Origin of the sequence: Brasilonema bromeliae SPC951 (assembly GCF_012912135.1) — a bacterium.
In the GTDB taxonomy this organism is placed as follows: Bacteria; Cyanobacteriota; Cyanobacteriia; order Cyanobacteriales; family Nostocaceae; genus Brasilonema; species Brasilonema bromeliae.
Genome location: NZ_QMEB01000001.1, coordinates 43,046 through 66,606 on the forward strand (window position 1 = coordinate 43,046; position 23,561 = coordinate 66,606).

28 protein-coding genes and 2 pseudogenes are annotated in these 23,561 nt (G+C 43.8%); 20 read left to right on the plus strand and 10 right to left on the minus strand.

Features of this window, described 5'->3' with window-relative positions:
* Positions 1-36 precede the first annotated feature (36 nt).
* On the minus strand, positions 37-666 hold the full coding sequence (locus tag DP116_RS00230; RefSeq protein ID WP_169153249.1) for a Uma2 family endonuclease: 630 nt from the start codon (positions 664-666) through the stop codon (positions 37-39).
* 157 nt (positions 667-823) lie between these two features.
* Between DP116_RS00230 and hflX the strand changes: the two genes are divergently transcribed.
* Together hflX and DP116_RS00240 are read left to right on the plus strand one after the other, a co-directional pair.
* Positions 824-2,620, plus strand: coding sequence for a GTPase HflX (gene hflX / locus DP116_RS00235; RefSeq protein ID WP_169153250.1), 1,797 nt, complete (start codon positions 824-826; stop codon positions 2,618-2,620).
* A gap of 207 nt (positions 2,621-2,827) precedes the next feature.
* Entirely contained in the window at positions 2,828-3,691 is an 864-nt protein-coding gene (locus DP116_RS00240) for an Rpn family recombination-promoting nuclease/putative transposase (RefSeq protein WP_169153251.1), read from the plus strand.
* Between the two features lie 51 nt (positions 3,692-3,742).
* On the opposite strand, the gene DP116_RS00245 is transcribed toward DP116_RS00240, so the two are convergent.
* The gene (locus DP116_RS00245; RefSeq protein WP_169153252.1) at positions 3,743-4,912 is read right to left on the minus strand and encodes an LLM class flavin-dependent oxidoreductase; all 1,170 of its coding nucleotides are present in this window, start codon (positions 4,910-4,912) and stop codon (positions 3,743-3,745) included.
* A 433-nt stretch (positions 4,913-5,345) separates the two neighbouring features.
* Here DP116_RS00245 and DP116_RS00250 point away from each other — a divergent pair, with 433 nt between their 5' ends.
* The 15 genes and pseudogenes from DP116_RS00250 to DP116_RS00330 all read left to right on the plus strand — a co-directional run bounded on the left by DP116_RS00250 (position 5,346) and on the right by DP116_RS00330 (position 15,907).
* On the plus strand, positions 5,346-5,483 hold the full coding sequence (locus DP116_RS00250; RefSeq protein WP_211172991.1) for a hypothetical protein: 138 nt from the start codon (positions 5,346-5,348) through the stop codon (positions 5,481-5,483).
* Positions 5,484-5,958: 475 nt separating this feature from the next.
* Positions 5,959-6,807, plus strand: coding sequence for a phycobilisome linker polypeptide (locus DP116_RS00260; RefSeq protein WP_169153254.1), 849 nt, complete (start codon positions 5,959-5,961; stop codon positions 6,805-6,807).
* Between the two features lie 99 nt (positions 6,808-6,906).
* Positions 6,907-7,086, plus strand: coding sequence for a hypothetical protein (locus DP116_RS00265; RefSeq protein WP_169153255.1), 180 nt, complete (start codon positions 6,907-6,909; stop codon positions 7,084-7,086).
* Positions 7,087-7,275: 189 nt separating this feature from the next.
* Complete coding sequence (locus tag DP116_RS00270; RefSeq protein WP_169153256.1) at positions 7,276-8,031, plus strand: phycobilisome rod-core linker polypeptide; 756 nt, start codon at positions 7,276-7,278, stop codon at positions 8,029-8,031.
* Positions 8,032-8,570: 539 nt separating this feature from the next.
* Positions 8,571-9,335, plus strand: a complete 765-nt coding sequence (locus DP116_RS00275; protein WP_169153257.1) for a phycobilisome rod-core linker polypeptide — start codon at positions 8,571-8,573, stop codon at positions 9,333-9,335.
* A gap of 315 nt (positions 9,336-9,650) precedes the next feature.
* Positions 9,651-10,202: a phycobiliprotein lyase gene (locus tag DP116_RS00280; RefSeq protein ID WP_246275418.1), complete on the plus strand. Its 552-nt coding sequence runs from the start codon at positions 9,651-9,653 to the stop codon at positions 10,200-10,202.
* Positions 10,203-10,271: 69 nt separating this feature from the next.
* Positions 10,272-10,877 carry a chromophore lyase CpcT/CpeT gene (locus DP116_RS00285; RefSeq protein WP_169153259.1) on the plus strand — a complete coding sequence of 202 codons (606 nt, stop codon included), beginning with the start codon at positions 10,272-10,274 and terminating at the stop codon, positions 10,875-10,877.
* A gap of 12 nt (positions 10,878-10,889) precedes the next feature.
* Positions 10,890-11,240 (plus strand): hypothetical protein, encoded by a 351-nt coding sequence (locus DP116_RS00290; RefSeq protein ID WP_048868635.1) that lies wholly within the window; start codon positions 10,890-10,892, stop codon positions 11,238-11,240.
* Positions 11,241-11,247: 7 nt separating this feature from the next.
* A pseudogene (locus DP116_RS00295) lies at positions 11,248-11,583 on the plus strand (XisI protein).
* A gap of 25 nt (positions 11,584-11,608) precedes the next feature.
* Positions 11,609-12,574: a DUF4351 domain-containing protein gene (locus DP116_RS00300; RefSeq protein ID WP_169153260.1), complete on the plus strand. Its 966-nt coding sequence runs from the start codon at positions 11,609-11,611 to the stop codon at positions 12,572-12,574.
* A gap of 120 nt (positions 12,575-12,694) precedes the next feature.
* Positions 12,695-14,176: pseudogene (locus tag DP116_RS30075) on the plus strand (protein kinase domain-containing protein).
* Between the two features lie 155 nt (positions 14,177-14,331).
* Complete coding sequence (locus DP116_RS00315) at positions 14,332-14,748, plus strand: XisH family protein (protein ID WP_169153263.1); 417 nt, start codon at positions 14,332-14,334, stop codon at positions 14,746-14,748.
* On the plus strand, positions 14,736-15,071 hold the full coding sequence (locus DP116_RS00320; RefSeq protein ID WP_169153264.1) for a XisI protein: 336 nt from the start codon (positions 14,736-14,738) through the stop codon (positions 15,069-15,071). Before DP116_RS00315 ends, DP116_RS00320 begins: the two co-directional genes overlap by 13 nt.
* A 194-nt stretch (positions 15,072-15,265) precedes the next feature.
* Complete coding sequence (locus tag DP116_RS00325; RefSeq protein WP_169153265.1) at positions 15,266-15,502, plus strand: hypothetical protein; 237 nt, start codon at positions 15,266-15,268, stop codon at positions 15,500-15,502.
* 6 nt (positions 15,503-15,508) lie between these two features.
* A complete protein-coding gene (locus DP116_RS00330) occupies positions 15,509-15,907 on the plus strand; it encodes a type II toxin-antitoxin system VapC family toxin (RefSeq protein ID WP_169153266.1) in 399 nt (132 codons plus the stop codon).
* A gap of 166 nt (positions 15,908-16,073) precedes the next feature.
* Here DP116_RS00330 and DP116_RS30080 read toward each other — a convergent pair whose 3' ends face one another.
* Complete coding sequence (locus DP116_RS30080; RefSeq protein ID WP_339381514.1) at positions 16,074-16,316, minus strand: type II toxin-antitoxin system RelE family toxin; 243 nt, start codon at positions 16,314-16,316, stop codon at positions 16,074-16,076.
* Complete coding sequence (locus DP116_RS00340) at positions 16,306-16,548, minus strand: type II toxin-antitoxin system RelN family antitoxin (protein ID WP_169153267.1); 243 nt, start codon at positions 16,546-16,548, stop codon at positions 16,306-16,308. Before DP116_RS00340 ends, DP116_RS30080 begins: the two co-directional genes overlap by 11 nt.
* Positions 16,549-16,698: 150 nt before the next feature.
* Between DP116_RS00340 and DP116_RS28845 the strand changes: the two genes are divergently transcribed.
* The 3 genes from DP116_RS28845 to DP116_RS28855 all read left to right on the plus strand — a co-directional run bounded on the left by DP116_RS28845 (position 16,699) and on the right by DP116_RS28855 (position 18,133).
* Entirely contained in the window at positions 16,699-17,058 is a 360-nt protein-coding gene (locus DP116_RS28845; RefSeq protein ID WP_246275419.1) for an FHA domain-containing protein, read from the plus strand.
* A 99-nt stretch (positions 17,059-17,157) separates the two neighbouring features.
* On the plus strand, positions 17,158-17,826 hold the full coding sequence (locus tag DP116_RS28850) for a serine/threonine-protein kinase (RefSeq protein ID WP_246275420.1): 669 nt from the start codon (positions 17,158-17,160) through the stop codon (positions 17,824-17,826).
* A gap of 19 nt (positions 17,827-17,845) precedes the next feature.
* Entirely contained in the window at positions 17,846-18,133 is a 288-nt protein-coding gene (locus DP116_RS28855) for a hypothetical protein (protein ID WP_246275421.1), read from the plus strand.
* A gap of 55 nt (positions 18,134-18,188) precedes the next feature.
* Here the strand turns inward: DP116_RS28855 and DP116_RS00350 are convergent, their stop codons facing one another.
* The 6 genes from DP116_RS00350 to DP116_RS00375 all read right to left on the minus strand — a co-directional run bounded on the left by DP116_RS00350 (position 18,189) and on the right by DP116_RS00375 (position 23,023).
* The gene (locus tag DP116_RS00350; RefSeq protein WP_169153268.1) at positions 18,189-18,806 is read right to left on the minus strand and encodes a HEAT repeat domain-containing protein; all 618 of its coding nucleotides are present in this window, start codon (positions 18,804-18,806) and stop codon (positions 18,189-18,191) included.
* Complete coding sequence (cpeY, locus tag DP116_RS00355) at positions 18,803-20,095, minus strand: C-phycoerythrin alpha-cysteine-82 phycoerythrobilin lyase CpeY (RefSeq protein ID WP_169153269.1); 1,293 nt, start codon at positions 20,093-20,095, stop codon at positions 18,803-18,805. The genes DP116_RS00350 and cpeY overlap by 4 nt, the downstream gene beginning before the upstream one ends.
* 272 nt (positions 20,096-20,367) lie before the next feature.
* Positions 20,368-20,862 (minus strand): C-phycoerythrin subunit alpha, encoded by a 495-nt coding sequence (gene cpeA / locus DP116_RS00360; protein ID WP_169153270.1) that lies wholly within the window; start codon positions 20,860-20,862, stop codon positions 20,368-20,370.
* Positions 20,863-20,935: 73 nt separating this feature from the next.
* Positions 20,936-21,490, minus strand: coding sequence for a phycoerythrin subunit beta (gene cpeB, locus DP116_RS00365; protein WP_169153271.1), 555 nt, complete (start codon positions 21,488-21,490; stop codon positions 20,936-20,938).
* Positions 21,491-21,820: 330 nt separating this feature from the next.
* On the minus strand, positions 21,821-21,994 hold the full coding sequence (locus DP116_RS00370; RefSeq protein ID WP_063772984.1) for an NblA/ycf18 family protein: 174 nt from the start codon (positions 21,992-21,994) through the stop codon (positions 21,821-21,823).
* Between the two features lie 753 nt (positions 21,995-22,747).
* On the minus strand, positions 22,748-23,023 hold the full coding sequence (locus tag DP116_RS00375) for a lipopolysaccharide assembly protein LapA domain-containing protein (protein WP_169153272.1): 276 nt from the start codon (positions 23,021-23,023) through the stop codon (positions 22,748-22,750).
* Between the last annotated feature and the right edge of the window lie 538 nt (positions 23,024-23,561).

Genomic DNA, 23,561 nt, shown 5'->3' on the forward strand with positions numbered 1-23,561 from the left:
GTTGAGCTACTTAAAACTAAACAATTGTTTGATTACCTAAATCCTTTCCCTCACCCAATTCCGAAAATTCCGCGTCATTCCCATCACTCCAATTCTTTGACTTTCCTCTAAAAATTGTGGAATTTCAATTAAAGACAATTGTGCAAAAGTAGGCGAATTATTGCACTCGACATATTCCCCTTGTTGCAGTTGGTAAATGTGCAGCACACCTTCGTCATAACGCCAAAGTTCAGGAACACCTAAAGAAGCATAAATCTGGAATCGATCCAGAGATGAGCTGGTCAAATCTACTTCTACCACTAAGTCGGGTGGCGGATCGTTATTTAAATTAATTTCTGTTTTGTTTCTCACCCGTGCTTCATTGCGGATGTAGTAGCTGCTATCGGGTTCAGCACCACGCCGCAAATCTTCGCGTTTCAAGGTTGTGGAACCTGTAGGAAGAATTTCTAAATTCAACTCTTCCCCAAGAACAAAAATCAGACGTTCTATTAATCTATTCCAATATTCATGGGGCAAGAGTGGCGTCATAATTTCCAGCGTACCTCTGTCATAAGTCAGTCGGGAGGCTCGGTCTTCTCCCATTTCTGCTAGCATGGTTTCAAAGGTCTGCCAGCTAATGTTTCTTAAAACAACCCTTGATTCTGAGGGGATGCGTGTTGTTACCATTGCTCTATCGGGTACAGGCTCATATCATACAACATAGCGTTTTATGAATTTAAAGTAATCAAGTAAAAAGCATCCTCCTTAAGTAAGAGTTTTGACACAAAAACAGTGAGATAAAATAGAGGAAGTAGGATTCGGGGGACCATATTACTGGTCATAGATGCTTATCGAGACTATCTTTGGTAATCTCCAAGGTTTAAAGTCTAGTCAGCTGAAACAAATACAGCGACTGTACCACCAGCGCATATCGGGCGATCGCATCACAACGCCTGAGTTTTCCCAGCGACTGGCAGCAATTAGCACTGAAATCAATCAGCCTGTGTGTGCTTACCTCAACCGTCGCGGACAAGTCATCCGCGTAGGGGTAGGTACACCGCGCCAAACGCAAATTCCACCTTTGGAATTACCCCGTTATGGCGCAGAACGATTGAGCGGTATTCGTTGCATCGCCACTCAGCTAAAGCCAGAACCGCCTAATGAAGCGGCGCTGACTGCTATGGCATTGCAACGATTGGATGCCTTAGTGATGCTAAACATTACCGGAACAGGATTTCAACGACGCGGTGGCGGCGCGACGGGCTATGTCAAGGAAGCTTACTTAGCTCATTTGACACCCCAAGACGCTCGCGCCCTGATCAGCAGCTCAGCAATGGAAAAAGTTTCTCATCTTCCACCTGCAGGCGGGGAGAATAAAGAGGGTAAAGAACAAAAGAACAACCTTCCATACACAAGTTGGAGCGTTTCGCCACCCATGAGTGTGGATATGCTGACAAATCAGGACTTGATGGAGTTGGTGGAAGGACTCGAAGCAGAGTTCCGGCGGGAATTTGTCGCCCAAGATGTAGACACCGATCATGATCGCGTCCTGATTGTTGGTGTTATGACTGATGATACGACAGCCCAACAATTCCAAGACACCTTGGAAGAATTGGCACGGTTGGTGGATACGGCTGGGGGAGAGGTGTTGCAGATGATGCGACAGAAGCGATCGCGCATTCATCCTCAAACAGTTGTTGGTGAAGGTAAAGTCCAAGAAATCGCCGTAGCTGCTCAAACCCTAGGAGCAAACCTCATCGTTTTCGACCGCGATCTCTCACCCACACAAGTTCGTAATTTAGAATTGCAAATTGGAGTTCGGGTAGTTGACCGCACTGAAGTGATTTTGGATATCTTTGCTCAACGCGCTCAATCTCGTGCTGGTAAATTGCAAGTTGAACTCGCACAGTTAGAATATATGCTACCACGACTGGCTGGTCGAGGTCAAGCAATGTCCAGGCTGGGGGGTGGTATTGGGACTCGTGGTCCTGGTGAAACTAAACTAGAAACAGAACGCCGTGGCATTGGGCGGCGTATTTCCAGACTACAACAAGAAGTGAATCAACTACAAGCACATCGGGAGCGGTTGCGCCAGCGGCGACAACATCAGGAGGTTCCGTCAGTGGCTATTGTTGGTTACACCAACGCTGGCAAATCTACCTTGCTCAATACTCTCACGAATGCTGAGGTTTACACAGCAGACCAGTTATTTGCCACTCTCGACCCCACCACACGCCGCTTGGTGATTCCCCATCCCGAAACGGATGAACCTCAAGAAATTCTGGTGACAGATACAGTAGGGTTTATTCACGAACTGCCCGCATCTTTAATGGATGCGTTCCGCGCCACCCTAGAGGAAGTCACAGAAGCTGATGCTTTGTTGCATTTGGTAGATTTGTCTCATCCTGCTTGGTTGAGTCATATTCGCTCTGTCAGAGAAATTCTCTCACAAATGCCCATCACTCCGGGTCCCGCGCTAGTTGTTTTTAACAAGATTGATGAAGTAGATAGCAAAAACTTAGCATTAGCGCAGGAAGAGTTTCCCCTAGCGGTGTTTATTTCCGCGAGCGAGCGTTTAGGGTTAGAAACCTTACGTCAGCGTCTCGGTCAACTGGTTGAATATGCGGCTTCTTATCATTAAATAAATTTTATTCTCTGTCAGTATAGGGGTGTGGGGTGTTAGTGCAGAATAAACGCAGCTCCTCCACCCCTAAATTCTGCCCTAAATTCTGACTGATATTAGGGGAAGCGATACCACCACATGACAAACTTAGTCATGAATAAAATTTGTGGTGTAAGTCCTACAAAGACGTATGATGAGGCATAATAAATTTTCCGCAACGCCTCCATGCGTCGAGACTCAATTTTCTACAAACTATTTCAACAATCCCCAAGCCTATTATTTGAATTATTGGCAAATCCCCCAGCCAATGCTGACAATTACCGCTTTGATTCAGTGGCTGTTAAGGAACCGAAATTTGAAATTGACGGCGTGTTTCTTCCACCTGATACCACTGATGCAGGAATTGTGTATTTCAGTGAAGTCCAATTTCAAAAAGATGAAAGACTCTACGAAAGGCTATTTGCCGAGTCATTATTGTACTTCTATCGCAATCGCGTCAGATACAGTGATTGGCAAGCTGTAGTCATCTACCCGTCGCGTAGTACTGAACAAAGCGATACTCATCCCTATCGAGCACTATTGAATAGCGAACAAGTGCATCGTGTTTACTTGGATGAATTAGGAGATATTCGCCAATTACCTCTGTTGTTAGCCCTAATGGTACTAACTACGGTAGCAGAAGACCAAGCACCAGAACAAGCCAGGTATTTGCTCACCAGAACACGTCAAGAACAGTCCCAAGCATCAAGTCGCGCCATAATAGAAATGATAACGACGATAATGGTGTACAAATTTGAACAATTAAGCCGAGCCGAGGTGGAAGTTATGCTGGGAATAACTTTAGAGCAAACGAGAGTTTATCAAGAAATTAAGGAAGAAGGACGACAAGAAGGACGACAAGAAGGACAACAGGAAGCAACAGTTAAATTGATTGTTCGACTGTTGACTAAGCGCCTTGGGCAAGAACTTTCTGAGGAAATGCAAGCAACAATTTCTCATTTACCCTTAGGAGTGCTTGAGAATCTCAGCGTTGCCCTGTTGGATTTTACCAACTTGGCGGATTTACAAGCTTGGTTAGATGCACAGTAAATCATACAACTGAGCGAATAAGGCAAAAGCGCGTTGTAAGAGCGTGCATCCCTATCGTACTTCTCCTGTTGTCAGAGGTGTCACTGGCTGACCTGTGGGTAACCGTTCTTGAAGCTCTGCAAGTCTAATATTCGGTAGATGAGGTAACACAAGCTTGGCAAAATAGTGAGATTCCTCAATCAGGGGATAGCCAGAGAAAATAAATGCTCGAATTCCCATATCCAAGTAACGATGCAGTCGTTCAAGTATCTGAGATGGATTTCCCACGAGTGCTCCTCCACACCCAGAACGCGCTCGTCCTATTCCCATCCATAAGTTCCCCTCGATGTAGTCGTCAGAGTCAGCAACTGTTCGCAGGGTATCCTGTTTCAGGACGCCTACGGAGCGAGAATCTTGTGCGCGAGATTTCAACTGTACACCGCGAGCTGCATCGAGTTGCGATATTAAAGTTTTTGCCCATAAACGCGCCTCTTCCTCGGTTTCGCGTACAATCACATGAATGCGGAGTCCAAAATCGATACGCCGTCCATATGCAGCAGCCCTCTTTGAAAGGTCCTGCATACTTTCAAATAGACCTTCTTCAGTATCGGGCCACATCAGAAAAACATCGCAGTATTGAGCACACACATCGCGAGAACCTGGTGATAGACCGCCGAAGTAAAGCAGTGGTCCGCCATGTTGCTGATACGGTTTGACTGGGTAACTCGGTAAGCTGAAGCGATAAATCTCTCCTGAATGGTGTATTTTTTCTTGCGTCCACGCCTGTTGAAGAATTTGGATCACTTCTTTACACCGTTGATAGCGATATTCAGGGTCTTCAACAAGACCAGGGAGTTCAGAATTAATGATGTTTACGGTGAGCCGTCCCTGTAAAAGATGGTCTAACGTCGAGAGATGACGTGCGAGCATAGGAGGGTGGATCTCGCCTGTGCGTATTGCGGTGAGTAAACTGATTTGTTGGAGTTGGGATGCGATCGCCCCCGCAAAAGGTAACACCTCCTGACCCAACATATAGCTTGTAGGCAGTAGAATGTTCTTATAGCCCAACGCATCTGCTGTGAGCACAATATCACGGCAATGTTCGTAGTTGCTGCGCCGAGAGGGGTCAAGCTTTCCTAAACGATCAGTGTCACCCCCGCATAGATCGGCAAACCAACCCACCTCAGATACCCTCTGATGCGTCCTAATAGTCGAAAGCCGAGGTACATCGCCTTTAAACATATTTTTTTTCTCCTAAATAACTCTGTAAGTTGTACTCGACTTTAGTCATATTTAGATAAGACGGCTCATTGCCAGCAAAACTACAGAAAAACTAGGTAATAATAATTTATCAGTAATTATCCTGAATTATCCTGAACTTATAAAGAATAATTAAAACTGCCATGAAAACTTTTGCTAATCTGCTGATATCGTAGTCAACACCTAAGTCTCGTGAGTTTTAGCTATCGACCAGCTACACTCATGTGGACGTATGAAGAAGACAGGCACGGTAAGCGTAGAGAGTAGGGGGGGTCATCTACGGCTGAGACTCCCGACGAGTGTCGCTCAAGGCGCTGCTAGGTACATCTCCACGCGACTAGAGGACAATAAAATCTGAAACTTCTGTGACTAGCCGATTCTTTTAATCTTTGCCAGTTTTACTTGGACGGCTTTTTTGTTCGTCGAACTCACGTTGATTAACCCAAATCTCCGCATCCGCCAGATTATTAACTATCGCCGTCCAAGCGTTGGACAACCCCTACAAGAAGTGCTACTGGTGGGCTTTGGAGTTGAACAAAAAACAGTTCCTTAAAATTCTCAGAAACTTGAAAAATGAATTAAGAAACGTTAATACTTCCTAAGCGCGATTGCCCAAAGGGCAGACGCCAGAGGCGTATCGCCTGCTTGCTGACTAAAGTCCTGGATGCCACAATAGTCCATGAAAATACAAAATCTCCTCCGTTATGACTATGGCGGCTTTCAGCAACAGCGATTGACTGCATTTTGATGATGTCTCAGTGATGTCAAACTGATGTAACTAATCTACACAATAAAACTTAACGATTCTTAATCTTTTTGGTTACAACGTTATATGAAGATTGAGGGTGTGCAAGGTGTAAAACCTTGGTATAAAGTTAAAAAACTCACACGATTGAGAGTTTTTCTAGCTCCTAGAGTCGATAATAACTCTCAACTCTAAATTTGTTGCTTGAAAAAGCAATTCTTAATTTACTTAATCTTTTGAGATAATCACTTCTCATTATGTTGTTCACCAGGAGATTTGCTTAATGCCTTTTGGACCAGCATCACGTTTAGGAGTTAGCCTATTTGAGGAAACCCCTCCACTTGAGTGGGTTCCAGGTCTGTCTGAAGAAGAAGCACAAACCCTCATTAAAGCCGTCTACAGGCAAGTGCTGGGTAATGCGTACGTCATGGAAAGTGAGCGGCTGACAGTGCCAGAATCACAATTCAAACGTGGTGAACTCAGTGTTCGTGAGTTCGTTCGGGCTGTAGCAAAGTCCGATCTCTACTTCTCCCGTTTTGGTGACACTCCCCGCTATCGTTTTATCGAGCTAAACTTCCGGCATTTGCTCGGTCGTGCCCCCAACAGTTACGATGAAATGAAGGCTCACAGCGCCATCCTGGATGCGGGTGATTTTGAAGCTGAAATCGACTCCTACCTTGACAGTGACGAATATCAGAACACTTTCGGTGAAAACCTCGTGCCTTACATCAGAGGCTACAAGACCGAAGCATTGAGCCACATGATAGGCTTTACCCATACCTTCCAGTTGGTGCGGGGTGCTTCCACTAGCTCTCTCAAGGCAGATTTGGCAGGTAAGTCTCCGAAACTCAACTCACTAGTCATTAATGCAACTCCAACCCCTGTGGTTCCACCTGGAACCACTTTCCGCAACCCGCCAGTCAGTTCACGTGTTCGTCTTGGTGTGGGAGCAAGCGAAGAAGGTAAAGTTTACCGCATCGAAGTCACTGGCTACCGAGCAAATGCGGTTAACCGAGTTTCCAAGTTCCGCCGCAGCAATCAGGTTTACTTGGTACCGTTCGATAAGCTTTCGGAAGAGTATCAACGGATTCACAGACAGGGCGGTGTCATCGCTAGTATCACGCCTGTATAGCAAAAATGGCGATCAGCGATTAGCAGTTTGTTGATAACACCAGACTTAGAGAATAGGTAAGCCCGTTGAGCCACGGCGATGCTCCTTTGGAGGAGCCCTATGCCCCAAATCGAAGACTTGGGGAGAGAGATTCTTTGCCGAATCCCTCTAGGCAAACAAGGGCGATTGCCCAAAGGGCAGACGCTGCTAGGCGTATCGCTCATGGGGAAAAGACGCGCTTGTACACTCGACACCCCCCTTGTTCGAGAGTTAGGGGCGCTTTCCCAAACCCCAGAATAAGGGAGCGACTTGTTCCCAAAGCTATCCTAAGCAGTTGAAACTGGAAGCCCTAACCTCTACGCAGCAATCATCGAGTGCGTACCGTAAGGCATCGCAAAGTAGGTTGGGGTACTTCAGTTGCTAATCGGTGAGTATAAAGTGAGTTTTGAATTCTGAGCAAAACAAGTGTTAGGAGTATTCGCGTAAATTATGGCAACAATAGCACCAATAGAACTCTGGTCCACCCGCGACCTGGAGGATGTACAAGCAGTCATTCGGGCAGTCTACAAGCAGGTTTTAGGCAATCCCCACGTGATGGAAAGTGAGCGCTTGGTGACTGCAGAATCACAATTGAAGGATAGCACTATCTCTGTACGGGACTTTGTCCGGGCAGTTGGTAAGTCGGATTTCTACCGCTCACGTTATTTTGAAGCGTGTGCTCCCTATCGTTTTATAGAATTGAATTTCAAGCACTTCCTCGGTCGTCCACCACAGTCACAAGCGGAGATTTCCGAGCACATCGTTCGTTGTGTGGAAAAGGGATACGACGCTGAAATCGACTCCTACATCGATAGCGAAGAGTACCAGTCAGCATTTGGCGAAAATGTTGTACCCTACAATCGCGGGGTGAAAACGGAAGTTGGGCGCAGCCAGGTTACCTATAACCGTACGTTTGCTCTGGATCGTGGTCCTTCTCAAATTAGTAGCGCTGTTAAATCCTCTCAACTGGTTTATGCAGTCGCTACCAACAGCCCGAACAAGATAAAACCAGCAGATGTTAACCTCGGTGGTTCGGGTGAAGCGAACAAAAAGAAATTCAAGATTTTAGTGCAGGGTTCCAAGTTTGATAGCCCTCGTCGGGTCAGCACCACCGAATACATTGTTCCTGGTGACCGGATGACCCCTCAAATTCAGCGGATTAACCGCACCGGCGCTAAGATTGTCAGCATCACTGAGATTGTCTAGGCATCAACCTTCAAGAATTGCACAGGCATGTTCTTTGCAATTCTTGAGAGCTTTGCTCGTGCTGTGAGATGAGTATTTGCAGGCGATACGCCTAGCAGCGTCTGCCCAAAGGGCAGACGCCCTTGTTTGCCCAAAACAATTCTTTGCCCAATCTCCCTCCCCAAATTTTCGATTTGAGGAGAGGGTACGTCAAGGAAGCATCGCCCAAAAGTGCTCAGACAAAACAGTCTTAAAACGCCATCCTCGCACAAAAATCTGCCCAAGGGGCGATGCTCCTTTGGAACTGTCTTAATAAAAGTGATCAAAAAAACCTTGAACCTCTGGTTTAATGAGTTGAAATTTCGATAAGATTATGCTAGCAACTATGTGCAATGACCAATTGAGCTGTTCCATTGGATGTCACTCATACTCATCATTCGCCATAGGAATTGAAAAATAGCTTTGAACCTATTGTCTAATCAGCTTACCGATTAAATCACGAGAATGATTTCTCAACTTTATCAAACTGAACAATAAACACTTCATTAGGAGAAATTCCCATGGCACTTTGGATTGCAGATGCAGAGTCTGTTGAACTACGCCCCAACACTTCAGAGGATGATCTACAGACGATCATTCGGGCAGTGTATCGGCAAGTGCTAGGCAATGCTCATGTTATGGAAAGTCAGCGCCTTACCAGTGCAGAATCCTTGCTGCGCAATGGTGATATTACCGTTCGAGGATTTGTGAGAGCCATTGCCCAATCCGAACTATACCGCTCGTTGTTTTTTGATACTTCATCCTCCTACCGTTTCATTGAATTGAACTTCAAGCATCTGTTAGGACGCGCTCCTGTTGATCAGACTGAGATTTCTAGACATGTTCTCATTTACAATGAGCAGGGCTACGAAGCGGAGATTAACTCCTACATTGACAGTGATGAGTATATCCAAAGTTTTGGCGAAAACGTAGTTCCTTCCTCACGCGGCAATCGTACTCAAACTGGCATTAAGAATGTCGGCTTTAATCGCACCTTCGCTCTAGATCGAGGATTTGCTGCCTATGATGCTGCTGGCAAAAACGCGAAATTGATTAGTGATGTCGGAGGTAACCTCCCAACAAAAATCAAATTCCCAGCAACTGGCTCTGGAGCTTACAGTAATACTGGCAAGCGTTTCCGGATTACTGTTACCAAGGGTAGTTCTAATCCCCGTATGAATCAGGGCAAAGTCACTTTTAAAGTTGGCTATAACCAAATGTCGCAGAAGATTCAGAACATCCAAAAGACTGGCGGCAAGATTCTCAGCATTACTGAAGTTGCTTAGACCATAATACAGTGATCAGTGAACAGTGAGACAGAGTGCTGCCTTTGGGTTTCCCTTATGCTGGCTCTCCCGTTGGGTTATCACCTTGCTCACTGATAACTGTTCGCTGCGTCTTTGGTAATTACTCCCTTCGATGCTCTAAAATTACCTCTGCCAAAGCGTTGCGTATTTTCTCTGCGCTCTGGTGCGTTTTTAAAATTGGTAATGTTTTAGGTAGAAAGGGAGTAGTTACAGAACGTTTCAAAATCACCGGCGAAGTGGCAAACAAATATCCAAAAAGTTAGTGGTTGTTCTGTTGCTCTTAAAATTCATTGCATGAAATCGATGGATATTACGCAGTTTGTTGAGCTTTCAATTGGGCGTTGGCGATCGCAACGTAGCGCCCACCATTTAGCATTTAGCCACTTTGAAGCTGTGCAATCGGTGATTGATATTATTGCACTCTCACCTGACGATCCGGATGTCATGACTCTGTGTAAGTCATACAATATTGACCAAAGCCAGATTGTGTCTCCCTTTGGGATGTCTTGGGAGGGACAGTCGGATTGGGATGAAGACGCACAGATGAAAGGGAGTAGTATACTCGTACCAGTTCCCGATCCTAATGTCCCTAATCGGGGCAAATTACTTAGAGATCAGGGATACGCTGAAACCATCGCAGCGGCTGGTGACTATCACCTGACAGAAGATGGGACATTTGTCCTGCTGACGACATATGATCGAGCAGCGGCTGAAGAGAAAATTTGGTTTGCCAATCCAAACTTGCGATTTCGCGTGTCACTCATCAAAACGAGTGGTGGAAGTGGAGTGGTGACTGCATCGTTTGCCTCAGAAATTCGTTCGTCGAGTAGTTCAGTAAACAGTTAACAGTAAACAGTGATCAACTGACAACTGATAATTGATAACTGATAATTGATAACTGATAACTGATAGATCATGACTTCAGCAAAAGCCAATGACTTAACGACGCTGGCTCAGTGGATGGCAGGCGATTTCAGCAATTACAAGCAATCCTACCACAAGCCTCAGCAATTTGCTCATATCCATATCTTTTTTCGTCCCTTACCCTTTGAGTTTTTCAATGCGATTGGTTTTTACTCAGAACAGGTTTACGATCACGACTTATGGAGTCCCTATCGTCAGGGAGTGCATCGATTAATTGACGAGGGAGAGCAAATTTATATAGAAAATTACAGTCTGAACGATCCATTGCTCTATGCAGGAGCAGCACGGGAATTAAGCATTCTCAGAACTATTACACCAGATTGTATCGAACGACGATATCACTGCTCTATGATTTTCAAACGACAGGGCGAGATGTTTCAAGGCAGTGTCGAGCCAGGGAACAAATGCTTAATCGAGCGAAAGGGCTGTTTAACGTATCTCATCAGTGATGTGGAGCTGACAGCAACAACGTGGGTTAGCCTGGATAAAGGTATGGATGTTAATACCCATCAACAAGTTTGGGGATCCACGTTTGGGGCGTTGGAGTTTGAAAAGCGGGAGAGTTTTGCACATGAACTTCCCGAGTATCGTCTTTGAAGCAACAGTTTTATGAACGCCTTAGGTGAGCAAACGGAAGCTGGGGTAAAAATAGGGATGTTACCACCGGAAGCTGAAAAAAAAATGCAATGCTGGATCCGGAGCCGACATCTGATCTGTTCCGGAAATTTTTTTGTTTTTGAATCAGTGGATTACAGTGCAGTTGAACGATTTTCAGAGTGTATTGCAGCACTGGGAGGGGCGTTATTATCCATTGAACCCATTGGCAAAATCTGGATGGGCGATCATCGTCAGGTGATTCTTTATCGGGCGAAGGCAAGTTTACATACGCCTCATCATACCTTAAAACAATACTGGCTAAAATACGGTGGTTTTCGCACAAGGTTTGATGAGCGTGTTTAGTAGAATAATGGATAAAAGAATTCAAGATCGGGAAATTATCAAAAAATTAATTACTGATTACGTCAATGAAGCTTTAACCAGAAATGACGTGGAAAAATAAATAATTTTTGATACAGAACACGACCATTATCAATTAGTGAATGTTGGTTGGCGAAATCGCCATCGGGTTTACGGTTGTGTGCTGCATTTCGATATTAAGAATGATAAGATTTGGCTTCAATATAATGGTACAGAAATTGATTTTGCAGAGGAATTAATCAAACAGGGTGTACCAAAAGAGGATGTTGTTCTTGGGTTTCATTCGCCTTTTATGCGACAGTTTACAGAATACGCAGTTGGTTAAGCAAGACAATCCATACAAACAATTCATGAGCGATGTCAATGAACGTACCGATTTTGATAGTCCCTGGAAAGAAGTTTTAGAAGCTTACTTTCCTCAAGCAATGCAATTCTTCTTTCCCGAAACTGTTGCATTGATTGATTGGGAACGTCCCTACGAGTTTCTGGATAAAGAATTTCAACAAATTGCCCGCGAAGCCGAACAAGGCAAACGATACGCTGATAAATTAGTTAAAGTTTGGCGTACCCAAGGACAAGAGCTTTGGTTATTGGTGCATGTCGAAATTCAAGCCCAACCGGAAGAAAACTTTGCAGAGCGGATGTTTACATACAGCTTTCGGATTTTTGACCGCTTCCACCAGCCTGCTGTTAGTTTAGCAATTTTGTGTGACGCTAACCGTCAATGGCGACCAAATAGCTACAGTTATAGTTATCCCGATACTCGGTTGAACTTTGAATTTGGAACTGTCAAGCTTTTGGACTACGAAAGCCGTTGGACAGAACTCGAAGTAAGTGAGAATCCTTTTGCAACCGTGGTGATGGCGCATTTGAAAACACAACAGACACGCCAACAACCCCAGGAACGCAAAACTTGGAAATTTAGCCTGATTCGCCGACTCTATGATTTAGGCTTGCAAGAGCAGGATATCCGTAACCTATATCGATTTATTGATTGGGTTATGATATTGCCAAAGGCGTTGGAAGCAGAGTTTTGGGAACAGTTCAAACAATTTGAACAGGAGCGTACTATGAGATACGTTACTACAGGTGAGCGCATTGGCTATGAGCGCGGTAAACAGGAAGGTAAACAGGAACAGACACAGACGCTCATTCTACGACTATTACAAAGACGGGTGGGAGAATTATCATTAGAAGTGCGATCGCACATCCAATCTCTCACTCTTTCTCAGCTAGAAGAACTTGGTGAAGCCTTGTTAGATTTTACCGCGATGGAGGATTTGCTCAATTGGTTGCAAGCAAATCAAAGCGAGTAGCACCTTACCATATAGGCTTCGCCACATCTTGAATCACAAAGAATGTTGTCAGGAAACATTTTTCCACGCCAGCGTATTAAGCTCAGTATATATATTGATCTCAAACCGCAAGCTGGAACAATGATAATTTGGACACCCAATCAACCACTGCAAAACGGACGCTTTATCATTCAAAAAGTCCTTGGTAGCGGTGGCTTTGGTATTACCTACAGTATCCTCGAACAGCGTACGGGTAAATTATTTGTCCTGAAAACCCTCAACCACATTCAGCAAATAAGAAAAGACTTCTCGGAACGACAGGTAAAATTTGTCCAGGAGATGACGCGGTTAGCACGATGCACTCACCCCCATATTGTGAAATTTGAGGATGTCATCCAAGAAGATGGACTGTGGGGGATGCTGATGGAATATATTGATGGCGTGGATTTAAAGACTTATGTTGATGAGGGTGGGCAATTGTCAGAGGATGAAGCCTTACGCTACATTAACCAAATTGGGCAAGCTTTAGAATATGTCCATCAACAAGGATTCTTACATCGGGATATCAAGCCTCATAATATTATCTTGCGCCGTGGCAAACAAGAAGCAGTATTGATTGATTTTGGTCTTGCCCGTCAGTTTAGCACTGGTGAAAAATCCATCAGCATGACGAGTGATGGAACCGAGGGTTATGCACCCATTGAACAGTACAGAAGAAAGGGCAATTTTGGTGCGTATACTGATGTTTATGCTTTAGCCGCAACGTTGTATTTTTTGCTGACAGCTGATGCGCTCAAAGCTGCTGACGAAGAAATAGTTTCAGATCTTCGTCGCAAGTATGAGGATGAAGAATTACCACCGCCAAAGCAATTTAACCCCGAGATTAGCCATAGAGTAAACGAGGCGATTCTCAAAGGGATGGCATTGGAACCACAAGATAGAGTGCAGACGGTGCGGAAGTGGTTATAATTGGTGATGCCCAGAAAAGTAAATCCTCCAATTCCTCAAGTATCAATCTCCAATCCACAACCGAAAATACAAAATCAACAATCAATTTATATTGCAACCCCAGTAGTAAGTTCAAAACAGTCTTCTCAAGGAATTTTGAAGTGGCTAGAAGGAATTATACCCAAAAATTCAAAATCAGATGATGAGATTAGGTTAATCACAGCGAAGATGGACTACACCCAACTGCGTGACTTACTCACAGCAGGAAATTGGAAACAAGCTGATGAAGAAACAAGGCGAGTTATGCTAGCGGTAGCGAGGAGAGAAAAAGAAGGTTGGCTTAATGGTGAAGATATTGATCACTTTCCCTGTGAAGACCTCCGCACAATTGACCAATTGTGGGTAAAATACAGCAATGGGCGCTTTGGCTTCTCTGTGCAAAAGGGCATTTATCAAAGTCTGGGTGGAACCAGAGAATACGACACGAAGATTTGGGAAGCTTTTGCCGACGCAGTCGGTTGGAGGTTGGTGTTTGGGGAGGAAGAGTGGTGGAGTGGCGATATTTTTTATGACTACAGGATCACACCCAAGGGACACCTCCCCGTTGGGGGTCTGTGGGGGTGGTTAGCACGGCACCCTGTTCTTTGTCTTCTTCTCTCACGTCGAGACTTGTAGAATTTAACATATAAGGCTTACAGATTTTTATTAAGATTTATATACGAGTCACTTTGGGTCGAAGTTTTGAGGGTTCTGGCTTTGGGGTGTTATTGATATCATATAGATAATGATTTTGCACAGCGTTGCAGGTCAATTTTCTACTAAATTTCACTATGCCTGCAAAAGATATCTTTCACAACGCAGTCAAACATGCACTTGAAAAAGATGGATGGTTGATTACAGACGATCCAATATATTTGGATTTCGGCGGAGTTGAAATTTATATTGATTTAGGTGCAGAAAAAATAATTGCAGCAGAGAGAGAAGGAGAAAAAATTGCCGTTGAAGTCAAAAGTTTTATTGGAGGTTCAGCGATTTCTCAGTTTCACACAGCTTTGGGACAATTTATTAACTATCGAACTGCCTTGAATCAAGAGCAACCAGAACGAGAATTATTTTTAGCTGTTCCCAACATCACTTATGAAACATTTTTTAAACTTGAGCTAGTTCAAATTGTTATCCAATCTCAAAACCTCAAGCTGCTGATTTACGAACCAGAACAGGAAGTGATTGAACGATGGATAAGATAGTTCAATATCGGGAAATTATCAAACGATTGATTACTGATTACGTTAATGAAGCTTCAACCAGAGATGACGTAGAAAGACAAATGATTTTTGATACGGAACATCACCATTATCAATTAGTGAATGTTGGTTGGCGAAATCGCCATCGAGTGTACGGTTGTGTGCTGCATTTCGATATTAAGAATGATAAGATTTGGCTTCAATATAATGGTACAGAAATTGATTTTGCAGAGGAATTAATCAAACAGGGTGTACCAAAAGAGGATGTTGTTCTTGGGTTTCATTCGCCTTTTATGCGACAGTTTACAGAATACGCAGTTGGTTAAGCAAGACACATCATATATCAAAATGGAGAAGCCAGAGATTTACTTTAAGAGTGCAAGGAAGTTTAAGCAGGCGTTGTTAGATGTGTTGTAACGAGTTTAAATTCCCTCACAATAGTGTGTTCCATAATTTGAACAGGAGCGCAATATGAGCTACATTATTCCAAACTACATTCCAATGAGCGAGGTTAGTAGTAATGTTGAAGTCAGTTGAAGGAGTTTTTAAAAACGGTGCGATTGAGTTATCTGAAGTACCATCCGATGTAGTAGAAAGCCGCGTCATCGTTACTTTTTTAGAAGCAAAGCCAGTTCAATTCACTCCACAAATAATGTACTTCGGTATGTTCGCTGATTCCAATCAACAATCAACCGAAGAAGATTTCAAAATAGCAGAATTTCATGGTGATTTTGGCGATGAATTAGACTGGTCTTAGATAAAAATGAAATATGTTATTGATACTCATGCTCTGATTTGGTTCCTAGAAGGTAATCCCCGCTTGGGAAGTAACGCGAAAACAATTCTTTCCAATCCTGAGAGCCAATTAATTATACCTGCTACAGCTTTAGCTGAGGCTGTTTGGATTGTAGAACGTGGACGAACATCGATTTCTTCAGCAATTGCTTTACTTTCAGCAGTCAATGCGGACACTCGTATTGTAGTATATCCATTAGACACAAACGTCATTCAACAAACTATCAATTTATCTGCTATTGCAGAAATGCACGACCGACAAATTGTTGCAACTGCGATAGTTTTGGTCAATCAAGGAGAAACTGTTGTTTTGTTAACCTGTGACCAAAATATTACCGCATCAGGATTGGTAACTATTATTTGGTAACTTCAAATAATGATTTTTTCAATTATTCTTGATTTGCTTCAGACGAACTATTACCACCTTCTTTTTGAAACTCTTCTATAACTGACTTAATTTCCTCTGCTTCAACATCTGCTTGTTCACTTTTGGAGTAGATTAGCAGGAGGATAATGCTTGTAGGTGATTCAAGCTAATAGATCAGGCGATAACCACCACTTTTACCTTTTTGGATATCACTGTTACGAACTCGTACCTTGAAAACAGTGTTTCCTGTTCCAGATATTTGATCGCCAACAAAGTCTCCTGCTTGTAGTTGTGCAATTATCGGCTGAATATCAGATCGAATGTGGCGATACTTTTTAGATAGGGTGCGTAGTCGGCGCTGGAATTCATCTGTAAAATTAACTTGAACTGAGGGTGGTTCACTCTGCATCAATTCCATCCCACAGTTCTGAAACAGGTTTAGTTTTTCCAACTTTTGCTTCTTGCAATGAAGTGCGAAGACTGTTTAACACAGATTCTTTTGGTTCATCATCTTCATCCATCTCATCTTCCACAAATAGCACAATCACTTTAACGCGGCTATGCTTTTGAACTGTCAGCGGTTCATCCAAACACAGTGTACCGTTTTCGTCAACGCTTCCCATGACTTCTTGTGCTTTCATTTTTCCTCCCAAAGTCTGTCAGCTTATCTTCTTATAATATTTTGCACCAATCTCAAGAAAGTTATTATTACTGTATATCGAGTCTAGGATGGAGCTAAGAATGACTATAATAAAAAATAAAAACCGTAAAAATACATATAAAAATTACCAATGCCTGCCAAAGTCACCCTCACAATTACTCAAGGGAAATCACCAGGACGGCAATATACTTTCGACTCTCGCACGACCTGTATAATTGGCAGAGCAAAAGACTGGAACCCGCAACTACCAGATGATGATGATCATCTTACCATTTCCCGCTATCACTGCTTATTAGATATCAACCCGCCAGATATTCGCGTGCGGGATTTTGGTAGTAGAAATGGAACTTACGTAAATGGTAAAAAAATTGGACAACGCCAATCAAAGCAAACTCCAGAAGAAGCTGCAAAGTTGGAATTAACAGAGTATGATTTGCAAGATGGAGATGAAATTAAACTGGGTAATACGGTGTTTGTCGTTGGAGTTTAAGTTGAATTAGAATCACTTAAAATTCCTCCTTTCATCCCAGGTACAGTTAATATTCATCATGTCAACCAACGCCCAACACAAGCACCATTCTTCTTAGAATTGATTAAACGCTTGTTGGGTTTAGCAGAGAAAGGTGACGAAAATCTCATAGCAATTCGTGGTTATAGCATTATCCAACTATTAGGAAAAGGTGGTTGTGGCGAAGTTTATTTAGCGCAGCATAATCAAACCAACAATTTTGTCGCCCTGAAAGTTATGTTACCTGCAGTTGCTGCAAATGACAGGGCAATACAAATGTTTCTCCGGGAGACAGAAAATACGAAAGCGTTGCGACATCCTGATGTCGTGAAATTGCTTGATTATGGTTACTCCGAGAGCATTTTCTTTTTCACAATGGAGTATTGTGAAGGTGGTACTGTTACTGACTTAATGCAGCGACAGGGAGGAAAGTTATCAATAGATATTGCTCTCCCAATTACTCTCCAAGTTTTAAACGGTTTAGAATACACCCACAACGCAGAAATTCCTAATGTCAAATTAGGTAATAGTGGATTTGGTAAAGGTAGGGGTTTGGTTCACCGCGATCTCAAACCAAGTAATATTTTTCTGGGCAATGTTGATGGTAAACTCACAGTAAAAATCGGAGACTACGGTTTATCAAAGGCGTTTGATTTGGCAGGTTTAAGCGGTGAGACCAGCGCTGCGGGAGGGTTTCCCGACAGCCAGGCGACTGGCGAACCCGGAGGGTCAAACTTTAACAGGTTATAAAGCAGGTACTCCCGTTTTGATGTGTCGCCAGCAACTCTTAAATTATAAGCGTGTTCAACCAGAAGTCGATGTGTGGGCTGCTGCTGCTTGTCTCTACTATATGCTGACAGGATTTTTTCCTCGTAATTTCACTGACAGAGACCTCTTGAAAGCAGTATTAGAAAATGACTGCGTACCTATTAGCCAGCGTGATGCAAGTATACCTCAACGACTGGCAGAGGTGATTGATTTAGCTTTGGTGGAGAAGCCAGAAATTTACTTCAAGAGTGCGACGGAGTTCAAGCAGGCGTTGTTGGATGTGTTGTGATATTAACCACTGTTCACTGTTCACTGTTCACTGTTCACTGTTCACTGTTCACTGTTCACTGTTGTCGCCTAGCATTCAAATTAATAACTTGCTCCAACCGAGATAAAGCACTCACAGCCGACTCCCGTACATAAGAATCAGCAGACTCATCATTCGTCAAACCTTTCAAGACTTCTATTGCTCGATCATCTCCCGATGCTGCGAGTGCGTTGACGACTGACACCGCCACCGCTACATTATCTGTCGTTTTCAGCGCCTCATCCAAGATATCAAAAGCAGGAGAACCAACCTCACCCAACGCCATCACAGCTGCAATATGAACCACTGGATTGGGGTCATTGATGGCAGTTTGCAATCCTTGCAAACCTTCAGTTGGAAAGGGAACATCTGGATAGTTTACCGCAATTTGTGCCAGCGCCTTTGCACAGCTACCCCGGACAGTCACATTGTTGCTGTTGAGTAATGATTTTACCAGAGATGGTACGCTATCTACACCAATGACACCTAAAGTCTTGACTGCTGCTCGACGAAGGGTGACATCTTCATCATTGAGAACACTCATCAGACGAGGAATCGTATTTTCATCACGATTTTCAGCCAACTCGAACATCGCCCGTTCTCGCAGGTGGGGGTTGGGGTGTTTCAGTTGTTCAAATAGCGAATCTACTGTCATGGGTTTATTATGTTGCTGGATGCAGGAGTGTGAGTTGCTTTGGCTCGAATCAACCAGTTTTGGTCATTTGCTGCAATTGCGTGAGCGTTGGTATCGCCGAGTTTCTCCAGAGCCATTAATGCAGCATACTTCAGATCCCAGATTTTTGTCTCCAGAACGGCTTTCAAAAGTGGAATAGCACTCGTATCGCCGAATTCACCTAGAGCGATCGCCGCCCCCGCCCGAGATTTCTGAAACTGAGGTTCGCGATTGTTCAAAGCTTCAACAAGCAAATCGTAACCCGGAGCATACTTGAGCCAACCCAAGAGTTTCATCACATGGTAATGTGCTCCGTAGTCATTGTAAGCTTCAGCGGCATAGGTTGCCATCAGGGCTTCACCAGCACTATCGGGATACGCCTCTAATATAGTCTTTGTCGCCAGATAACAACGCCCAAAATCAGTATCATAAAGTTCTCTAATCAAAAGTTCCAGTGTTGGAGTCTGCTCGTAAGCATGTACCAACTTCAAATCTCTTGGATGGTCAAAAATGACTTGCTCTAGTGAGGGTTGAATATCTGTAAAGGCGATCGCTCCCGCTGGAATACCAGCTTCTGCCAACAAACGAATCCCGCGCAGACGAAACACAAGTGATACCGGACACTGGGCAATAGTCGGAATAGCAGCGTAATACCGAGCATCGATCAAATCTTGGATACACAACCGACGCGCATACACATTCGGGTGTTGGAGCAAGGCAAGCACTTTCTCAATGGGCGAGTAGTCCCCAGTGAAGCGACAAACGGCAGAGATAGCTGCACTTGCTGTGGGTTTGTCGGTAGCATCCACAAATTTACGGATGCGTTCTACTGCTGGCGGATAATCTAACTTTGCCAGGGTATGGATAATCACTCGATAGGTTTGTCCTGGCTTTTCCAGCAATTGAGCAATTTCTTCGAGGATATCTGAGTCTTGGGTGCCAATTTCACCAATTGCCCATACCGCATTTTCCACGGTATAGCAGTCTTCATCTGCCAAGCAGGCGCGAATGGCTGACAAAGCAACCTTGGCTTGCAATTTCCCCAGCGACTCTACTGATTTCCGTCGCACGATGCGGTTATCCAGGGAGGGGTCGGTGTTTTGCACTGCCCGAATCAGCGCGTTGATTGAGCGCTCTGTCGCGAAGTTTACCAACTCGGAAGCAGCCACGTAGCGAGAGTCATCCTCCGCCAACTGGTCTAGAGGCGTATCCAAGAGGCTAATAGCTTGTTCTTCGGTTAATCCAAAAAGATTGGAAAAGCGCTTATCCATGAGTTATTAGTTAACAGTTAACAGTTAACAGTTAACAGTTATCAATTTGAAGAAGAATTCAGAATACAGAATTCAGTATTCAGAAGGAAGAAAGAAAGAATTTAGTTTTCCGACTTCCGACTCCTTCACTGATAACTGATGACTGATAACTGATAAAAAAGATGAACCTGGGGATTCTCAAACCAATACTTAACCTTTCTGGGCAAAGCACTAGATTAAGAATCCCCAGGACTGACGAACCTAAGTCCAATCAGCTATGAGAGATTATGAACCTATGAGAGGGAGTTGATTACATAGTCGAGGAGATTGTTGTACTCAACCAAAGCTTGAGCAGACATGTCGCGAGGAGCACAACCACGGTTACGAGCGAATCTCAGTGCTTCAACGTAAGGAGCGGTGGGCAGTTCTAAAGCGCGATAGACTTCACGACCACCAGCAATACCCCACTCATCCAATGGACCAGTACCGCCAACTACCAAGCTGTACTGGATGAGGCGCATGTAGTGCTTGATGTCGCGCAAGCACTTGTCTTTCTTAACTTGAGTGCCGTTAGCTTCAGCAGGTTCGTTCAGGTAAGGATACTTCTTGATAGAAGCATCGTAAGCTTCTTTAGCTACGTTGTCGAGATTGCCAGCGAGCTTTTCAGCAGCTTCCAGACGAGCACCAGCGCGTTGGATGCTACCTTGAACGGATTCTAGGTCAGAGGTGCTGGGGAAACGACCAGCCGCATCAGCAGCCGCGATGACTGTGGTCACAACTGATTTCATGTTTTGGTATCTCCAGAAATAGATATTTAAGCGTTTATTTCAATTCAGTTCGTTAAATTGCTTTGGCTATTGCTTAGCTCAAAGCAGAAATAACGCGATCAAAGTAGCTAGCTGCTTCAGCTGTTAAAGCAGAGCAATCACCTTGAGTAGAACCCATTTTGCGGAATCTCTTACCACCATATTCTTCTGTATTGGTGTCGTTGATGTGAGCCAGTGAACTAGCCTTCATGATTTGAACAGCTCTGACTGTGGAGCCGGTGGGTACGCCCAGAGCCGCATAGGTTTCTTTCAAACCATTGAGACAGCGATCATCAAGAACAGAAGCATCACCAGCCAACAAAGCGTAGGTGATATAACGCAGGACGATTTCACCATCGCGCAGACAAGCAGCCATGCGGCGGTTGGGATAGCAGTTACCACCAGCTTGGATCAAGCCTTGGTTTTCGCAAATCATCCCAGCGACAGCATCAGAAACGATACAGCTAGCATTGCTGGCGATCGCGTTGACAGCATCAAGACGCTTGTTACCTTCAGCAATAAAACCACGGAGTGCGCCAATTTCACCTGTACTTAGGGTACCAGTTTTAGCATCTGCTCCGACAACGGCTCTGGAAAATGAGTCGAGCATTGAACTCTCCTTGTTTTAAAAATTCTTACCTTGTTTTGGACAAGACATCTCTGAAGATAGAAGAAGAGGTATGCGAGCGTCTCAGTTATGAGAAATAAAGTAATAATCTGTAACAATTGCTATATTTTGAAGTCAAGTTTAAGCCAAGGAAAGTTGGCTCTTAGCCCTTTGATAGTTATCAGTTCCATCCCTTGGCTGACGTATTGTCTGAAAAGTTTAGGCAAGATATATTTTGTGATTTTGTAGAGGCGTAAGCGCCTTCATGCAGGATGCTTAGTCCTGATCTGGTTTGGTTATGGACTTTAGACTAAAAGCCCATGAACATTTGAACTACTCTATCTGGGCGATCAGGTGTTTAATCACATTCTCTTTAATCATTAACTGCCGCAGGACTTCCAAAAGCAGCCCTTGAGCCTGCTTCTCATTCAGTCCTTGCACCTGTTGTTCGTATGTTTTCAGGCTAAACTCTTGCTCTAAGCTAAGTTCTATCGGAATTTCCCTCATAATTGCCTCAAATCGCGTGAATTTAATGAGATGTGAAAGAACCAATAAAATTCAAACTGGAATTGTCATTGTCTTAAATAAATCTTTTGGCAGTGACTTTTCTAAGTATTTAGAAATTTGTCCTCTTGTTAACTAATATAACAAAAAATTGACAATATAACCACTTTGGATACTTCTCTCAGATGGCAAAAAACATCAACCAATGCGGTGAAGGTTTGATCGTATAAGCTGCCCCGCCTTGTGAAGAGTGTAGGTAATTCACTCCACATAAAGTTCAAGCCAAATTATCTAAAGTTTCGTTAAGTTTTTTAAACTTAGTCTAATGAAACTTGCATTGAGAACAGTAACGACTCACGTTGGTCATGGGATTTGCACGTTCAAACAAATCGCAGCGATGCCCCAGAGCAAGTGATAGGTGCGATTCGCCTTGCGATAGCTTCGCTTCACGCTCAACAGATAACCGCCAGAAGAATACCTAATTTAAAGTTCGCCCAAGCCAAGTGCCGCAGGCATACGCTCATGCTGAGCGCCAAGGGCGCATAGGAAGAAGATATAGGACTCCTCCAAAGATTTTTGCTCAGCTACCTACACCTCAAATAGCCTTCTTAAGAGTTCCCTGGTCCCTCCCTACGCAAGTCATTTCACCCTTCGGGTTCGCCAGATGCCTACGGAGGGAAACCCTCCTGCAGCACTGGTCTCACCAAATCAAACCAGATTCCCATAGGTCATCTTAGACAGGAAACGAAGTAGTTCTCAAAACTCCTCATCGGCGAAAAATTCAGTTTCGTCTTCTAATCTCGAATTCCTTTGCTCGGAACCAGCAAGACCCCACAGGGGTTGCAGCAATGCTACACCAACTATCCCTATACCAGCACAAAAAGCTAGCACTATACCTACTGGAATTTGAATCGACTGAAAAGTCAGAAGTTTTAAAGAGACTGGTTCAGCGTTTTGTACTGAGAGGATAGCTACTCCCAGCACCCATGAAGCTATAACTATCGATATCAGGAGATTAGCAAAAGTTTTCATGGCAGTTTTAATTATTCTTTATAACTACAGGATAATTCAGGATAATTACTGTTATGTCGTCTTGTGCTTATCTAAGAGCTTGTAGTCAGTATCTCTTGTCTCGTAAGGCTTCTTACATTGTAGCTAATAGAACGTGAGTTCGACGAACTCAAAAAATGGCAGGAGGTAGGGCAGGTAAGTCTTTTGGTTAAATATAAGCGTGATGGTTTTTGTGGTAAATAAGTATATGCAATGCTCAGTGAATAATTTTTGTGCGACAAACTTAGCAACTATTAGACCGGTAATATTAACGCCCCGATGCGTAACTTGACTAACCCACAAATTGTCAGAATTATCTGTTCATATTTCTCTTGATTAAGGCGAAATATGAACAGAGGCTACTCGAAATATCTTAACCAGACGAATGATATGCTCTACGAAAATGCGCTCGGTTGATAATTCTTTGTTTGACAGATAGTTTTACCTTTCGACCTCCACCTGCCTAATTGACACTCCCCTGCCTAAAGGCGAGGGGATTCTACATTCATCGTCAGAACTT

What these genes read in the sequence shown, in the direction of transcription:
- DP116_RS00275 (WP_169153257.1), top strand. Translation starts at nt 8,571, where the DNA reads ATGGCACTTTGGATTGCAGATGCAGAGTCTGTTGAACTACGCCCCAAC.
- DP116_RS00265 (WP_169153255.1), top strand. Translation starts at nt 6,907, where the DNA reads ATGCCCCAAATCGAAGACTTGGGGAGAGAGATTCTTTGCCGAATCCCT.
- cpeY (WP_169153269.1), bottom strand. Translation starts at nt 20,095, where the DNA reads ATGGATAAGCGCTTTTCCAATCTTTTTGGATTAACCGAAGAACAAGCT.
- DP116_RS00260 (WP_169153254.1), top strand. Translation starts at nt 5,959, where the DNA reads ATGCCTTTTGGACCAGCATCACGTTTAGGAGTTAGCCTATTTGAGGAA.
- DP116_RS00280 (WP_246275418.1), top strand. Translation starts at nt 9,651, where the DNA reads ATGAAATCGATGGATATTACGCAGTTTGTTGAGCTTTCAATTGGGCGT.
- DP116_RS00240 (WP_169153251.1), top strand. Translation starts at nt 2,828, where the DNA reads ATGCGTCGAGACTCAATTTTCTACAAACTATTTCAACAATCCCCAAGC.
- DP116_RS00325 (WP_169153265.1), top strand. Translation starts at nt 15,266, where the DNA reads ATGTTGAAGTCAGTTGAAGGAGTTTTTAAAAACGGTGCGATTGAGTTA.
- DP116_RS00340 (WP_169153267.1), bottom strand. Translation starts at nt 16,548, where the DNA reads ATGAAAGCACAAGAAGTCATGGGAAGCGTTGACGAAAACGGTACACTG.
- cpeA (WP_169153270.1), bottom strand. Translation starts at nt 20,862, where the DNA reads ATGAAATCAGTTGTGACCACAGTCATCGCGGCTGCTGATGCGGCTGGT.
- cpeB (WP_169153271.1), bottom strand. Translation starts at nt 21,490, where the DNA reads ATGCTCGACTCATTTTCCAGAGCCGTTGTCGGAGCAGATGCTAAAACT.
- DP116_RS30080 (WP_339381514.1), bottom strand. Translation starts at nt 16,316, where the DNA reads ATGCAGAGTGAACCACCCTCAGTTCAAGTTAATTTTACAGATGAATTC.
- DP116_RS00285 (WP_169153259.1), top strand. Translation starts at nt 10,272, where the DNA reads ATGACTTCAGCAAAAGCCAATGACTTAACGACGCTGGCTCAGTGGATG.
- DP116_RS00245 (WP_169153252.1), bottom strand. Translation starts at nt 4,912, where the DNA reads ATGTTTAAAGGCGATGTACCTCGGCTTTCGACTATTAGGACGCATCAG.
- DP116_RS00375 (WP_169153272.1), bottom strand. Translation starts at nt 23,023, where the DNA reads ATGAAAACTTTTGCTAATCTCCTGATATCGATAGTTATAGCTTCATGG.
- DP116_RS00320 (WP_169153264.1), top strand. Translation starts at nt 14,736, where the DNA reads ATGGATAAGATAGTTCAATATCGGGAAATTATCAAACGATTGATTACT.
- DP116_RS00350 (WP_169153268.1), bottom strand. Translation starts at nt 18,806, where the DNA reads ATGACAGTAGATTCGCTATTTGAACAACTGAAACACCCCAACCCCCAC.
- hflX (WP_169153250.1), top strand. Translation starts at nt 824, where the DNA reads ATGCTTATCGAGACTATCTTTGGTAATCTCCAAGGTTTAAAGTCTAGT.
- DP116_RS00330 (WP_169153266.1), top strand. Translation starts at nt 15,509, where the DNA reads ATGAAATATGTTATTGATACTCATGCTCTGATTTGGTTCCTAGAAGGT.
- DP116_RS28855 (WP_246275421.1), top strand. Translation starts at nt 17,846, where the DNA reads ATGTGTCGCCAGCAACTCTTAAATTATAAGCGTGTTCAACCAGAAGTC.
- DP116_RS28845 (WP_246275419.1), top strand. Translation starts at nt 16,699, where the DNA reads ATGCCTGCCAAAGTCACCCTCACAATTACTCAAGGGAAATCACCAGGA.
- DP116_RS00270 (WP_169153256.1), top strand. Translation starts at nt 7,276, where the DNA reads ATGGCAACAATAGCACCAATAGAACTCTGGTCCACCCGCGACCTGGAG.
- DP116_RS00300 (WP_169153260.1), top strand. Translation starts at nt 11,609, where the DNA reads ATGAGCGATGTCAATGAACGTACCGATTTTGATAGTCCCTGGAAAGAA.
- DP116_RS00290 (WP_048868635.1), top strand. Translation starts at nt 10,890, where the DNA reads ATGAACGCCTTAGGTGAGCAAACGGAAGCTGGGGTAAAAATAGGGATG.
- DP116_RS00315 (WP_169153263.1), top strand. Translation starts at nt 14,332, where the DNA reads ATGCCTGCAAAAGATATCTTTCACAACGCAGTCAAACATGCACTTGAA.
- DP116_RS00370 (WP_063772984.1), bottom strand. Translation starts at nt 21,994, where the DNA reads ATGAGGGAAATTCCGATAGAACTTAGCTTAGAGCAAGAGTTTAGCCTG.
- DP116_RS00230 (WP_169153249.1), bottom strand. Translation starts at nt 666, where the DNA reads ATGGTAACAACACGCATCCCCTCAGAATCAAGGGTTGTTTTAAGAAAC.